General features: G+C 63.6%; 9 protein-coding genes. 7 read left to right on the plus strand and 2 right to left on the minus strand.

The window, feature by feature from the left end; translation table 11 throughout:
* Positions 1–31: 31 nt before the first annotated feature.
* The 5 genes from ACEOAC_RS07560 to ACEOAC_RS07580 all read left to right on the plus strand — a co-directional run bounded on the left by ACEOAC_RS07560 (position 32) and on the right by ACEOAC_RS07580 (position 7,057).
* Positions 32–691, plus strand: a complete 660-nt coding sequence (locus ACEOAC_RS07560; RefSeq protein ID WP_413628766.1) for a DUF1345 domain-containing protein — start codon at positions 32–34, stop codon at positions 689–691.
* 282 nt (positions 692–973) lie between these two features.
* Positions 974–4,474 (plus strand): response regulator, encoded by a 3,501-nt coding sequence (locus ACEOAC_RS07565; protein WP_413444837.1) that lies wholly within the window; start codon positions 974–976, stop codon positions 4,472–4,474.
* Positions 4,459–5,310: a CheR family methyltransferase gene (locus tag ACEOAC_RS07570; protein WP_006462836.1), complete on the plus strand. Its 852-nt coding sequence runs from the start codon at positions 4,459–4,461 to the stop codon at positions 5,308–5,310. Before ACEOAC_RS07565 ends, ACEOAC_RS07570 begins: the two co-directional genes overlap by 16 nt.
* Positions 5,307–5,942, plus strand: coding sequence for a chemotaxis protein CheB (locus ACEOAC_RS07575; RefSeq protein WP_413444835.1), 636 nt, complete (start codon positions 5,307–5,309; stop codon positions 5,940–5,942). The genes ACEOAC_RS07570 and ACEOAC_RS07575 overlap by 4 nt, the downstream gene beginning before the upstream one ends.
* On the plus strand, positions 5,939–7,057 hold the full coding sequence (locus tag ACEOAC_RS07580) for a sensor histidine kinase (RefSeq protein WP_077238348.1): 1,119 nt from the start codon (positions 5,939–5,941) through the stop codon (positions 7,055–7,057). Before ACEOAC_RS07575 ends, ACEOAC_RS07580 begins: the two co-directional genes overlap by 4 nt.
* Before the next feature lie 90 nt (positions 7,058–7,147).
* Here ACEOAC_RS07580 and mgtA read toward each other — a convergent pair whose 3' ends face one another.
* Positions 7,148–9,910, minus strand: a complete 2,763-nt coding sequence (gene mgtA, locus ACEOAC_RS07585; RefSeq protein WP_413444834.1) for a magnesium-translocating P-type ATPase — start codon at positions 9,908–9,910, stop codon at positions 7,148–7,150.
* 863 nt (positions 9,911–10,773) lie between these two features.
* Between mgtA and ACEOAC_RS07590 the strand changes: the two genes are divergently transcribed.
* Positions 10,774–10,956, plus strand: a complete 183-nt coding sequence (locus ACEOAC_RS07590; RefSeq protein ID WP_006462830.1) for a hypothetical protein — start codon at positions 10,774–10,776, stop codon at positions 10,954–10,956.
* A 276-nt stretch (positions 10,957–11,232) separates the two neighbouring features.
* Here ACEOAC_RS07590 and ACEOAC_RS07595 read toward each other — a convergent pair whose 3' ends face one another.
* A complete protein-coding gene (locus ACEOAC_RS07595) occupies positions 11,233–12,438 on the minus strand; it encodes a diguanylate cyclase (RefSeq protein WP_413445434.1) in 1,206 nt (401 codons plus the stop codon).
* Between the two features lie 343 nt (positions 12,439–12,781).
* On the opposite strand from ACEOAC_RS07595, the gene dacB reads away from it, so the two are divergent.
* Complete coding sequence (dacB, locus tag ACEOAC_RS07600; protein ID WP_413445433.1) at positions 12,782–14,227, plus strand: D-alanyl-D-alanine carboxypeptidase/D-alanyl-D-alanine-endopeptidase; 1,446 nt, start codon at positions 12,782–12,784, stop codon at positions 14,225–14,227.
* Positions 14,228–14,251: the final 24 nt, after the last annotated feature.

The following is a 14,251-nucleotide window of genomic DNA, read 5'->3' on the forward strand; positions in this document are numbered from 1 at the left end:
CGCGGCTTCACGCACCAGCCCAACAATAACAATGTCCGTCGCCCGCCACATCGTCCAGGTCCACCCACGCTTGCTGATCGGCATGGCCGTGGGTATTGTCGCCGCCGTCTTCATTCCTGCCTCCACCTGGATCAGTCGATGCCTGATCGGCTGGAACGCCGGTGTCTGGTTCTATCTTTTCAGCCTGTGGCTGATGATGGTGCGAGCCGATGCCAAGGCCGTCAAGCGCCTGGCCGAAACCGAGGATGAAAGCGCCCAGGTGGTACTGGTCATGGTCTGCGTAGCGGCCATCGCCAGCCTGCTGGCGATCCTGCTGGAACTGGCCGGGGTCAGCCACCACAGCGAGGGCGGGCGCCTGCTGCGCTATGCCTTCACGGCCTCCACCGTCTTCGGTTCCTGGGCCCTGATCGGGACCATCTTCACCTTGCACTATGCGCGGCTGTTCTATGCCGATGATGACGATCCCGACGCCCTGCCGCTGCGCTTTCCCGAGGGGCAGCGCAATCCCGACTACTGGGATTTCCTCTATTTCGCCTTCACCATCAGCGTGGCGGTGCAGACCTCCGATGTCGGCGTGGCTTCGCGCTCGCTGCGCAAGTCGGTGCTGGTCCATTCGCTGATCTGCTTCATCTTCAATGCCGCCATCATCGGCCTGTCCATCAATATCGCTGCCGGCCTGGCCGGCAACTGAGCCGACCGGCGCCACTGGTTGTCGGCGCCAGGATGTCAGCGCAATGGAACCGAACCGGCGGGCGCCTGTCCTAGCCGGGTTCATGCAGCCTCAGGCAGTCCCGGGCAATCCCGGGCCGGGCGCAGCGTGAACCGGAAGGCCACCGTATAATGGCCGGCTTTCCGTGTGGCAAAAGGCAAGACCAGGGGAGGGGGGCAAAGAACCCCCGCAGCTCGACCAACGATTCGAACAACGGAGCGCACCGTGCGGGTTTATTCCAGCCAAGCAGAAGAACGTATTGCCATGTTGAAGCGCCAGGGCAAGGGCGCATTTTCCGGCCCACCACTACCGATGGGACCCTTGATCGGGTTTTCGGTGGCGATCGTGGCGGTCGTCCTGATCGCCCTGTTCACCTACGAAGCCTCGGTCAGCCGGGGGGAAGCGGCCAATGCCGTCTCGCACACCATGCAGGTGCGCGAGCAGTTGCAGAATCTGGTCTCCACCCTCAAGGATGCCGAAACCAGCCAGCGCGGCTTCCTGCTGACCGGCACCGAAAGCTATCTCAGTCCCTATAACCAGGCGCGGGCCGCCTTGCCGGGCGAGATCACGCGCCTGCGCGAGCTGATCGTCGACAACCCCGACCAGGTCAAGCGCCTGTCGCAGGTGGAACGGGTGGTCAACGACAAGATGGAAGAACTGGCCGAGACCATCACCCGACGCCGCAATGGCGATGCCGCTGGCGCGCTGGCGGTGGTGCAATCGGATCGCGGCAAGATGTCCATGGACCGCGTGCGCACCCTGACCCGCGACATGGAAGAGCAGGAGCGCGACCTGCTGACCGCACGTCAGTCCGACTGGCGTGATGCAGTCGCCTTTTCCACCGCCGTGGCCTGGGGTGGTTCGGCCCTGCTGCTGGTATTGATCGCCGCTGCTGCCGTCACCACCTCGCGCGACTATCGTTCGCGGGAGAAGCAGACCTGGATCCGCGCCGGACAGATGGGCCTGGCCGAGCGCCTGCAGGGCGAGCAGCGCCTGAGCACCCTGGGCGAAAACACGCTGGCCTTCCTCACGGCCTACCTGAACGCGCAGGTCGGCGCCATCTACCTGCGCACCGATGGCGGCGATTTCCAGCGCTTCGCAGCCTATGCCCTGGAAGATGAGGGCGAGCAGCAGATCCAGCCCAATCTGCGGGACGGCCAGGGTCTGCTGGGCCAGGCGGCCAAGCTCAATCGCGCCATGCATGTCAAGGATGTGCCTGAGCACTATCTCACCGTCTCCTCGGCCGTGGGGCGTCATCAGCCGCGTGAGTTGCTGATCGTCCCGGCCTCGGTGGATGGCACGGTGCAGGCCGTGTTCGAGCTCGGCTTCCTGCGCCGGGTGCGCGCCGAGGAAGAAGAATTGCTGGCCCGCCTGTCGGACCAGATCGCCATCGCCGTGCGCTCCTCCAAGGACCGCACCCGCCTGGAAGAACTGCTGGAAGAGACCCAGCGCCAGTCCGAGGAATTACAGGCCCAGCAGGAGGAACTGCGGGTCAACAATGAAGAACTGGAAGAGCAGGGACAGGCCCTGAAGGCCTCGCAGCTGCGCCTGGAAACCCAGCAGGCCGAGCTGGAGGAAACCAATGCCCAGCTGGAAGAGCAGGCCCAGTTGCTGGAACTGCAGAAGGACGACCTGGCCAAGACCCAGGTGGTGCTGGTGGACAAGGCCACCGAACTGGAGCGCGCCAACCAGTACAAGAGCGAGTTCCTGGCCAACATGAGCCACGAACTGCGCACCCCGCTGAACTCCACCCTGATCCTGGCCAAGCTGCTGGCCGACAACAAACAGGGCAACCTGACCGACGAACAGGTGCGCTTCGCCCAGACCATTTCATCGGCCGGTAACGACCTGCTGGCGCTGATCAACGATATCCTCGACCTTTCCAAGATGGAGGCCGGCAAGCTCGATATCGTCTCCGAATCCTTCGTGGTGACCAAGCTGGCCGAGGAACTCAAGGCCAGCTTCGCCATGACCGCCCAGCAGAAGGGCCTGGGCTTCAAGGTGGACGTGGAGCCGGGCGTGCCGCAGCGCATGGAAACCGACATGCAGCGCCTGGGCCAGATCCTCAAGAATCTGCTCTCCAACGCCATCAAGTTCACCGAGAAGGGTGAGGTCAGCCTGCGCGTCTATGCCGACGCCCAGAACCGCATCGCCTTCGCCGTGCGCGATACCGGTATCGGCATTGGCGAGGACCAGCATCAGTTCATCTTCGAAGCCTTCCGCCAGGCTGATGGCAGCACCCACCGCAAGTACGGCGGCACCGGTCTGGGCCTGTCGATCTCGCGTGACCTGGCCCACCTGCTGGGTGGCGACATCACCGTGCAGAGCCGGCCGGGCGAGGGCAGCATCTTTACGCTCTCGCTGCCGCAGGTCTACAGCGGTGACCAAGCCATCCTGCGTGCACCGGCGACGACGCCGAAGTCGGCAAATGCCGCTGCCGCAGCCTCGACACTGCAGGCGGCCCAGGTGGCCACGGCGCCGGACGTGCGCGTTGCCAGTGCCTCGGCGACGGCTGCCACACCGACACGCCTGCAGGAGATCGCCATCGACGACGACCGCCACCGGATCGAGGCCACTGCACGCCTGATCCTGGTGATCGAGGACGATCCGGCCTTCGCCATGATCCTGCGCGACCTGGCCCATGAGATGGGTTTCCAGTGCGTCGTCACGCACTCCGCCAACGAAGGCGTGGCCGCTGCCGAGATGTATCGTCCCAGCGCCATCCTGATGGACATGAACCTGCCCGACTTCTCCGGTCTGGGTGTGCTGGACCAGATCAAGCGCAATCCCAAGACCCGCCACATCCCGGTGCACGTGGTGTCGGTGGCCGACTATTCGCAAGAGGCCATGGAGCGCGGCGCCATCGGTTACGCACTCAAGCCGGTGCAGCGCGAAGAGCTGATCGGCGCCATCCGCAAGCTGGAAGCCAAGTTCCTGCAAGGCCTGCGGCATGTGCTGGTGGTCGAGGACGATGCCCGCCAGCTCGACAGCATCCGGCAGTTGCTGGCCGGCGAGAACATCAACCTGGTCGGTGTGCGTACTGCCACGGACGCCCTGGCGCGCCTGCGCGAGACCACCTTCGACTGCATGGTGATGGACCTGAACCTGCCCGACCTGTCCGGCTACCAGTTGCTGGAAAAGATGGCCGAGCAGGAGCATGTGGCCTTCCCGCCGGTGATCGTCTATACCGGCCGCTCGCTCTCGGCCGAGGAAGAGCAGAACCTGCGCCGCTTCTCGCGCTCCATCATCATCAAGGATGCGCGTTCGCCGGAGCGCCTGCTGGACGAGGTGACGCTGTTCCTGCACCAGGTGGAAACCACACTGCCGCCGGAAAGCCAGCGCCTGCTCAAGGTGGCGCGCGACCGCGAGACGGTCTTCGAAGGCCGCCGCATCCTGGTGGTGGAAGACGATGTGCGCAACATCTTTGCGCTTTCCTCGGTGCTGGAGCCCAAGGGCATGAAGGTCGAGATCGCCCGTAACGGCCGGGAGGCCCTGGATGCGCTGCAACGCAGCCAGGACAAGCCCGGCGCCGTCATCGACCTGGTGCTGATGGATATCATGATGCCGGAGATGGACGGCCTGACCGCCATGCGCGAGATCCGCAAGCAGGCCATCTGGAAGCGCCTGCCCATCATCGCGCTGACCGCCAAGGCGATGAAGGATGACCAGGAAAAATGCCTGGCCGCCGGCGCCAACGATTACATCGCCAAGCCCCTGGATGTGGAAAAACTGCTGTCCCTGGTACGTGTATGGATGCCCAAATAAACCAGGCCCTGGCCAACCGGCATTTCGATATCGAGATGCAGTTGCTGCTGGACGCCATCTACCTGAAGTATCACTGCGATTTTCGCGGCTATGCCGGCGCCTCCCTGAAGCGTCGCCTGGCCACGGCCATGATCCGTTTCGGCTGCGACACCCTCTCGCAGCTGCAGGACAAGGTGCTGCATGATGCCACCGTCTTCCCGGCGCTGATGGACTACCTCACGGTGCAGGTCAGCGAGATGTTCCGCGATCCTGGCTACTTCAAGGCGCTGCGCGAGAAGGTGATGCCGCTGTTGCGCACCTATCCGTCGCTAAAGATCTGGGTGGCCGGCTGCAGCAGTGGCGAGGAAGTCTATTCCCTGGCCATCCTGCTGCGCGAGGAAGGCCTGCTTGAACGCAGCATCATCTACGCCACCGACATCAACCAGACTGCGCTCAAGAAGGCCGAGGCCGGCGTCTACGAGCTGGACCGCATTCCCGGCTTCACCAGCAATCACCAGAAATCCGGAGCAAGGACTTCGCTTTCGGATTACTATACGGCGGCTTATGGTGCCGTCGTGTTTGACAAGTCCTTGCGCCGGAACGTGGTCTTTTCCGACCACAGCCTGGCCACCGACAGTGTGTTTGCAGAGATGCACCTGGTGTCTTGCCGCAACGTGCTGATCTATTTCAACCGCCATCTGCAGGAGCGCGCCCTCGGGCTGTTCCGCGAATCGCTGGTGCGCAAGGGCTTCCTCGGCCTGGGCTCGAAGGAGTCGCTGCGCTTCTCCTCGCATGGCGTGGCCTTCGACGAGGTGGACCGCGAGGAACGCCTGTTCCAGAAGAAGGGCGAGCTGTGAGTACCGTCACCTTGCCTTCGCTGGAGGGCCGCAACATCGAGGCCGTGGTCATCGGTGCCTCCGCCGGCGGCGTAGAGGCGCTCTCGGAAATCCTCCCGGCGCTGCGTCGTGGCGCGGCAGTGGCGACCATGGTGGTGCTGCACCTGCCGCGCGAACGGCCCAGCCTGCTGCCGCAGATCTTTGCCGACCGTTGTGCCCAGCCGGTGGTGGAAGCGCAGGACAAGCTGCCAGCCCAGCCCGGCGTGATCCATTTTGCGCCGCCGGATTATCATCTGCTGGTCGACCGCGGCGAGGAAGGGCCCTTGCTGGCCATGTCCAATGATGAACTGGTCAACTTTTCGCGACCGGCCATCGACGTATTGTTCGAGTCGGCTGCCGATGTCTACCGCGAGCGGCTGCTGGGCATTGTCCTCACCGGTGGCAACCACGATGGCGCGGCCGGCTTGCAGGCCATCGGTCGCGCCGGCGGCATGACGGTGGTGCAAAGCCCGCAACAGGCGCAGGTGCCTTACATGCCGGTGCAGGCACTGGCGCTGGGCAAGATCGACCATGTGCTCACGCTCTCGCAGATTGCCGATCTGCTGCGTACCGTAGGCGTACAGGGGAATGACCAGGAAAAGGAACGCAGGTGATAGAACAACAGAAACAAAGAGACCTGCCACGGGTGAAATTCCTGCTGGTCGATGATCTCGAAGAAAACTTGCTGGCCTTGTCGGCGCTGCTGCAGCGTGACGATGTCGAACTGCTGCTGGCGCGCTCGGGCATGGAAGCCCTTGAGCTGCTGCTGCAGCACGAGGTGGCACTGGCCTTCATTGACGTACAGATGCCGGTCATGGACGGCTTCGAACTGGCCGAACTGATCCGCGGCAGCGAGCGTACCCGCAACGTGCCGCTGATCTTCGTGACGGCCGGCGTGCGCGACGAACGCCGCCTGTTCAAGGGTTACGAGAGTGGCGCGGTGGATTTTCTCTACAAGCCCATCGAACCGCACATCCTGCGCAACAAGGCGGAGGTGTTCTTCCAGCTGTATCGTCAGAAGCAGCAACTGGCGCTGGAACTGCGGGCGCGCACCGAGACCTTGCGCATGAACGAGATGTTCGTCGCCATCCTCGGCCACGATCTGCGCAATCCGCTCAGTGCCGTGGTGATGGCGGCCACGTTGATGCAGCGGACCTACAAGGAAGAGGTGGCGCAAAAGGCCTCGCAGCAGATACTCAACGGCGGCAAGCGCATGGCCAAGCTGATCGAGAACATGCTGGACCTGGCCCGCGCCCGCCTGGCAGGCGGCATTCCGCTGGTGCGCGCCAGTGCCTGCCTGGGCGAGATCACCGAGCGGGTGGTGCAGGAATACCAGGCCACGTATCCGGGTAGCGTCATCGAACGTCGCATCGAGGGTGACGACAATGGCTACTGGGACGGCGACCGCCTGGGCCAGGTAGCGGCCAACCTGCTGGGCAATGCCCTGCAGCATGGCGAGCCGGGCCATCCGGTCTGCATCGGCATCGATGGACGCAGCGAGCACGAGGTGGTGATGGTGATCGCCAATCGCGGCGTGATCCCGGAAGCGCTGCTGCCGGTGATCTTCGATCCCTTCCGCGGTGGCGAGCGCGAGATCGGACGCAAGGAAGGCCTGGGACTGGGTCTCTTCATCGCCCAGCAGATCGTCAAGGCACATGGCGGCAGCATCAGCATGACCTCCGATGACCAGGTGCAGACCATGGTGACGGTGCGCTTGCCGCGCCGTTGATCCGTACCGGCGCGTCGATAACGGCGACCGGCACTATGGACGTAAAAAAGCCAGCTCCCTGGAGCTGGCTTTTTGCTGCTGGAGGCGGGTCTACTGCCAGCCATACCGCCGCGCATACCAGCCCTTCATCGCCTGGATCAGCACCGCATAGGCGACGAGGATCGCCACCAGCCACGGGAAGTAGGACAGGGGCAGCGCTTCCAGCTTGAAATAGTGCGCCAGCGGCGTCATCGGGATGGCGATGCCGATGGCCATGATCACCAGCGTCATTCCCATCAGCGGCCAGGAGGCGCGGCTCTGGAAGAAGGGGATACGACGGGTGCGGATCATGTGCACGATCAGGGTCTGCGAGAGCAGGCCTTCGATGAACCAGCCGGACTGGAACAGGGTCTGGTGTTCCGGCGAGCTGGCGCCGAAGACGAACCACATTAGTGCGAAGGTGCTGATGTCGAAGATCGAGCTGATCGGACCGAAGAAGACCATGAAGCGACCGATGTCGCCGGCATCCCAGCGTTGCGGTTTTTCCAGGAACTCCTTGTCGACGTTGTCGAAGGGGATCGAGATCTGCGAGACGTCGTACAGCAGGTTCTGCACCAGCAGATGCAGGGGCAGCATCGGCAGGAAGGGCAGGAAAGCACTGGCGATCAATACCGAGAAGACATTGCCGAAGTTGGAACTGGCCGTCATCTTGATGTACTTCAGCATGTTGGCGAAGGTCTTGCGGCCTTCCAGCACGCCTTCTTCCAGCACCATCAGGCTCTTTTCCAGCAGGATGAGATCAGCCGCTTCCTTGGCGATATCGACGGCGGTATCGACCGAGATGCCGATGTCGGCCGCGCGCAGGGCCGGGGCGTCGTTGATGCCGTCGCCCATGAAGCCAACCACATGGCCACGGTCATGCAGCGCGCGCACGATGCGCTCCTTGTGGGCCGGCGAGAGCTTGGCGAAGACGGTTACGGTTTCCACCGCTTCGGACAATTCGGCGTCGCTCATCTTTTCCACATAGGAACCGAGCAGCATGCCCTTGACCTCCAGCCCGACCTCGCGGCAGATCTTGGCAGTCACCAGTTCGTTGTCACCGGTGAGGATCTTGACCTTCACGCCATGGGCGCGCAGGGCGGCCAGCGCCGGTGCGGTGGATTCCTTGGGCGGGTCGAGGAAGGCGATGTAGCCGATCAGGACCAGCTCCGATTCATCGGCCAGGCTATAGACCTCCTTGGTCGGCGGCAGATCGCGGGCGGCCACGCCGACCACGCGCAGGCCTTCGGCGTTGAGGCTGCCGGTGGTGGCGCGGATTTCCTCCAGCAGTTCGGCGGTGAGCGGTACGATCTGGCCGTTCACGCGGGCGTGCGAGCAGACCGAGACGATCTCTTCCACCGCGCCCTTGCAGATCAGCTCATGGTGGTCTTCGCGCTCGGAGACCACCACCGACATGCGGCGGCGCTGGAAGTCGAAGGGAATCTCATCGACCTTGCGATAGGCCGAGGCGATCGACATCTCGCGCTGCAACTCGGCGTGTTCCAGTACGGCCACGTCCAGCAGGTTCTTCAGGCCGGTCTGGTAGTAGCTGTTGAGGTAGGCGTACTGCAGCACTTCGTCATCGGGCTCGCCATGGATGTCGGTGTGGCGTTCCAGGAAGATCTTGTCCTGGGTCAGGGTGCCGGTCTTGTCGGTACACAGCACGTCCATGGCGCCGAAGTTCTGGATCGCATCGAGCCGCTTGACGATCACCTTCTTGCGCGACAGCGCCACGGCGCCCTTGGCCAGGGTCGAGGTGACGATCATGGGCAGCATTTCTGGTGTCAGTCCCACCGCCACCGACAGGCCGAACAGGAAGGCCTCGACCCAGTCACCCTTGGTGAAGCCGTTGATGAAGAACACCACCGGCGTCATCACCAGCATGAAGCGGATCAGCAGCCAGCTGACCTTGTTCACGCCCGCCTGGAAGGCAGTGGGGGTGCGGTCGGTGGCGGTGACGCGCTCGGCCAGGGCACCGAAATAGGTGCGCTTGCCGGTGGTCAGGACCACGCCGCTGGCCGAACCGCTGACCACGTTGGTGCCCATGAAGCACAGGTTGTCCAGCTCCAGCGGGCTGCTGGTGTTGAGGTTGCTGGGGGTGACGAACTTTTCCACCGGCAGCGATTCGCCGGTCATTGCGGCCTGGCTGACGAACAGGTCCTTGGCCGACAGCAGGCGCAGGTCGGCCGGGATCATGTCACCGGCGGAGAGCAGCACGATGTCGCCCGGCACCAGATTGCGGATGGGTACTTCGACGCGACGCGCGCCCTTGGGATGCAGGGTTACGTCGAAGTAGCGCTGGGCTTCGGCGGCGATCTCCTCGACCTGGTCGTGACGCATCACCGTGGCGGTGTTGCTGACCATGGCCTTGAGCTTGTCGGCGGCGGTGTTGGAGCGGGCTTCCTGGACGAAGCGCAGCAGCGTGGAGACCACCACCATGGTGCCAATGACGATGGCCGCCTTCATGTCTTCGGTGTAGAAGGACACGGCCGCCAGCAGGGTCAGCAGCAGGTTGAAGGGGTTCTTGTAGCAGTGCCACAGGTGGACTGGCCAGGTCAGCGGCTTTTCGTGTTCGACTTCATTGGGGCCGCTGTGGACGCGGATGGCGTCGGCTTCGGCCTCGGTGAGGCCATCAGGGCGCGATTGCAGGCGCTGCAGCAGGGCCTGTGCCTCGCTGCGGGAGGCCTCGCTCAGTTGTTCGGCCAGGGTCTGCGGGACTTCGCGGGTGACCGGGGCGCTGCGGAACATGTCCATGCCCAGGCGGCGGAAGTGACGATCCATGCCGCGTGCGCGGATGAAGCTGGCAAAGGTTTCTTTCAGCAGGTTCAGATTCATGACGTGCTTCTTTTCTTGTTGGTCTTCGTCCCGGGGACGAAGGATGTGCATCGCACCGGCAAGCGCTTGGACTTGCCGGCCTCGGATCAGCGCCGTGGCCGGTCCCCGCCGGCAAGGGCGCGGGCGAGCGGGCAGGGCGCGCTGGGTCTTCGCGTGTTCATGGAATGTGCATAGCCTCCGCCTGGTTGAGCGGAGCCCCTGTCATCGGCGCCTGATGGCGCAAGCAGAGCAGGCCGCGCGTGGCGATGAGCCAGGCGGGCATGCATGCGGCATGTGGCAGGCAAAAGCCGTCCCGGCGCTGCGCAGGGCAGGCAAGGCGTGGTGATGCATGCGTCATGCCGCCGTGTCTGCGGCGGTCGATCGTCGATCTGTCGTTGTGAGGGAATATCGCTGTCGCCAGGGCGCGGGGAAACCCGTCAAACAGGCTGCGCGCTACCGACATGAGATGCCGTCATCTGCCTTGTGCAAGATGACGACAGGAAGAAGTCCTGCTGAAATCCTTGCTGAGGCTTAACCCGGAATTAACCGGCAACAACTGTCACCCGAACAAGTGCCCATGAGAGGGACTCCAGAAAATGAGAACGGGCGAATTCTACGCCCGCGCAGAAAACAGGGTCAAGGCAATTCGCCCGATCTTGCCAAAAATTTGTGCATGTGCAACAGATGCGATGCTGGCTGTCAGCCCTTTGTCAGGGCCGCCCGGCGGGCATCTCCGGGCCAAGCCTGCGCTGCTGTGCAGCACCGATTGTTCCCGCTGCTGCCTTGTCTTCCATGATGTGCGACCTATACTCGAAACGAGGCAAGCCCCATCAAGAGTACGCGCACCACGCGCAAGACCAAGAAACTCGACCAGGAGACGCATCATGCCCAACCTCATCATGAACAACCTCATGTTCTTCATCCCGATGGCCCTGGCGGGCTTGTTGTTGTGCGGGGAGGTCCCGGTAGCGTCACGGATGGTCCGAACCAGTTTGAGAGCAGTGGGCGCGGTCTTTGGCGCGTTGCTCGCCCTTTTAGTACTGGAGGCACTGCCAGTGCTAATTTAGCGGGCTTTCTGCGGCCCGCTTTGCCGCTCGTTGCGGCAATGGCCGGGGCATCGGTGCAGGCATTTCCAGGGAACCAGCCTATTCTTTGAGTTTGCCGATCGCCCCGCCTTGATTTCCCTAGGTCGATGTTTTCACAGTGGTCTCGTGGCGGCCCCGAAAACATCGGCCTTTTTTGCGTCTGCTTTTCTCGCCTGCCGGTGTCCTCGGGCAGATGCCCCTCCTCCGGTCACTCCATTGACCTACCCTTCCTGCACCATCGTCGCCGTTGGTCCCTGATCAGGGTGCAGCGTTCCTGCGCGCCAGGCTGGCATCCCACACCACCAGGCGATCGCGACCACTTTCCTTGGCGCAGTACATGGCGTGGTCAGCGCGCTGCAACCAGACGAAGTGGGCTTCCATGTCCGCCGAGAAGGGCACCAGTCCTGCGCTGACGGTGCAACCGTATAAATTGTTTTCATCATTTGTGCTGCGCGCCGCCTCGACCAGGCGTTGTGAGAGCTGCAGCGCTTCGGCGGGGGCGAGGTCACGCAGGATGACCACGAATTCTTCGCCCCCGTAGCGACCGATGAGGTCGTCTGCCCGCAGTGCAGCACGCAGCAGGCGCGAGAAATTGCGCAAGACTTCGTCGCCCGTGAGGTGGCCGTGGGTATCGTTGATGCTCTTGAAATGGTCCAGGTCCAGCAACAGCAGGAAGGCCTGGTGACTCCCCGCGCCGCCCTGGCTGCGCTGTTCGAATTCCGCGATCAGCAGGCTTTCCCAGTAACGTCGATTGAACAGCCGGGTCAGGCCGTCGGTCTGGCTGACGATCTCGAACTCCCGTGAGCGCTCGGCCAGCTTCTTGGACATTTCATAGGTGGACTTGCCCAGCGCCAGCGGGTACAACGCCATCATCGGCAGGCAGGCGAGGACGGTGGTCAGGTCCGACTGCGGCAGGAAGTGCGCATCCAGCAGCCACCAGCCCAGCGCGCAGGCGGCGATGCTGGCATACAGTCCGCGCATGAACAGGCGCAGGCCGCCAGCGGCGATATTGTCCATCGACAGCATGGAGATGATGACCGCGCTGGGGATCAGGTTGCCGTTGAGGGCGGCGATCCAGAAGCCGCCGATGGCGGCATCGATGACCAGATTGCGCCGCTCGGCGCGATAGGGGATGGCGCTGTTGAGCGCCCAGTGGCGCGCCACGTGCGGCCACAGGTAGCCGTGGCCGAACAGCGCCAGCCAGAGTGGCCAGATCACCGGATTCTGCATGAAACCGGCTGCCACGCAGAAGAAGCCGACCCCCAGGCCGATCACGCGCAGGCGATAGATGCGCTGTACGAAGCGCACTCCCTTGCCGATCAATGCCTCCGGCGGCATGTCGTCAGCCCGCCCCGGGCGCTGGCGGTAAAGTGCCACCGGGTCGACCAGCTCGCGCAGCCTACGCAGCAGCGTCGGCGGCGAGCGCGATCCGGCGCGCTGCTCGTTGTTGGAACGGGATGGCATGGTGTGCTGTTGTTCTTTCGATCCGGTCCATTCGGGGCTGGCCATCCCGGCGTAACGGCAGGGCCAGTGCGATGACGTACGTACCGATTCAAAAAAGGGGCCCGCAAGCGTAACCCCACTACCACATTGCAGGCAAGCCTGGATTGACCCGGTGTGCGCGAGCCTTGATCTCGAGCAGGGCGGGAACCTGCGACGATGACCGTTTGTCAGTGGGATGGCAGTGTCGCACGGCGGTATGACGCCCTGATGTCCCGATGCAGCAGGGGTGACCCCTGCCACCCCCGTCGGCGCAAGCGACATTGTCGATCCCCTATAATGCCTGCTTCCCGTCGACCCGCTGATCATGTTCCGTTTCTCCTCTCCTGCGCTGCGCCGCCTTTCTCTCTCGTCCTTCACGCTGGCCATCGCGCTGCTGGCGCCTGCAGCGCCGCTGTTTGCGCAAGGCCTGCCGCCACCGGTGGTGGGCGCGCTGCGCGTGGCGCATATCCCGCAGCAGAACACCGGCGTGGTGGTGGTCGATGCCGAGAGCGGCAAGCGCCTGCTGGCGTCCAGCAATGTCGGCCAGCCCTTCAACCCTGCCTCGGTCATGAAGCTGGTGACCACCGACGCTGCGCTGGAGATGCTGGGCCCCACCTACACGTGGAAGACCCAGGCCTACATCGATGGCAGCCTGGCTGGTGGTGTACTCAATGGCGACCTGATTCTCAAGGGCGGTGGCGACCCCAAGCTGGTGCTGGAAAATTTCTGGCTGTTCCTGCGCCAGCTGCGCGCACGCGGCATCAAGGACATCCGCGGCAATCTGGTGCTGGACCGCAGCTATTTCGCCGAGTCCAGTTATGACCCCTCGCAGTTCGACGGCGATCCGCAGAAGCCCTACAACGCCGGCCCCGATGCCTTGCTGCTGAACTACCGTACCCAGGCCTTCCGCTTCGAGCCGGATGCCGCCGCCGGTGTGGTCAATGTCAGCATGGACCCGCCCATGGCCGGTTTCACCATCACTCCCCCGCGCCTGTCGCAGGAGCCTTGCGGTGACTGGCAGGGCAAGCTGATGCTCAACAACGACATCAATGGTGCCAGCTTCGGTGGCACCTACGCTGCCGATTGCGGGCCGCGGGTGTGGTACGTGCACCCCTACCGCATGAACAATGCGCAGTATGTCGGTGCCAGTTTTGTCCAGATGTGGGCCGAGATGGGTGGCAGTTTTTCCGGGCGCGTGGTCAACGGGGTGGTCACGCCCTCGGCGCGGCTGATGGTGGAGGTGCAATCGCCGACGCTGCCGGAAGTCATCCGCGACATCAACAAGTACAGCAACAACGTCATGGCGCGCCAGGTGCTGCTTACGCTGGGCGCCGAGATGACCGGGCAGCCGGGCGACACGGTCAATGCCGCACGCATCGTGCGCGGCTGGCTCAACGACAAGGGCATCGATACCAATGGACTGGCCATCGAGAATGGCGCCGGCCTGTCGCGGGTGGAGCGGGTCACGCCCTCGCTGCTGGCCAGCGTGCTGGTGCAGGCCTACCGTTCGCCGCTGATGCCGGAGTTCATTTCCTCGCTGCCGCTGGTGGGCTATGACGGCACCATGCGTCGTCGTCTGAAGACGCAGAGCGTGGCCGGCCAGGCACACATCAAGACCGGTACCCTGAACGATGTGCGCTCGATCGCCGGCTACGTGCAGGCGGCCTCGGGCAAGACCTATGTGGTGGTGTTCCTGATCAACCACGCTGCCGCGCCCAATGGGCAGAAGGCGCAGGATGCCTTGCTGCAGTGGGTGTACGAGAACGGTTGAGGCGTCAGCTCCAAGGCGGCTTGT

It is taken from the genome of Herbaspirillum frisingense, assembly GCF_047325095.1.
Taxonomy (GTDB): Bacteria; Pseudomonadota; Gammaproteobacteria; order Burkholderiales; family Burkholderiaceae_D; genus Herbaspirillum; species Herbaspirillum frisingense.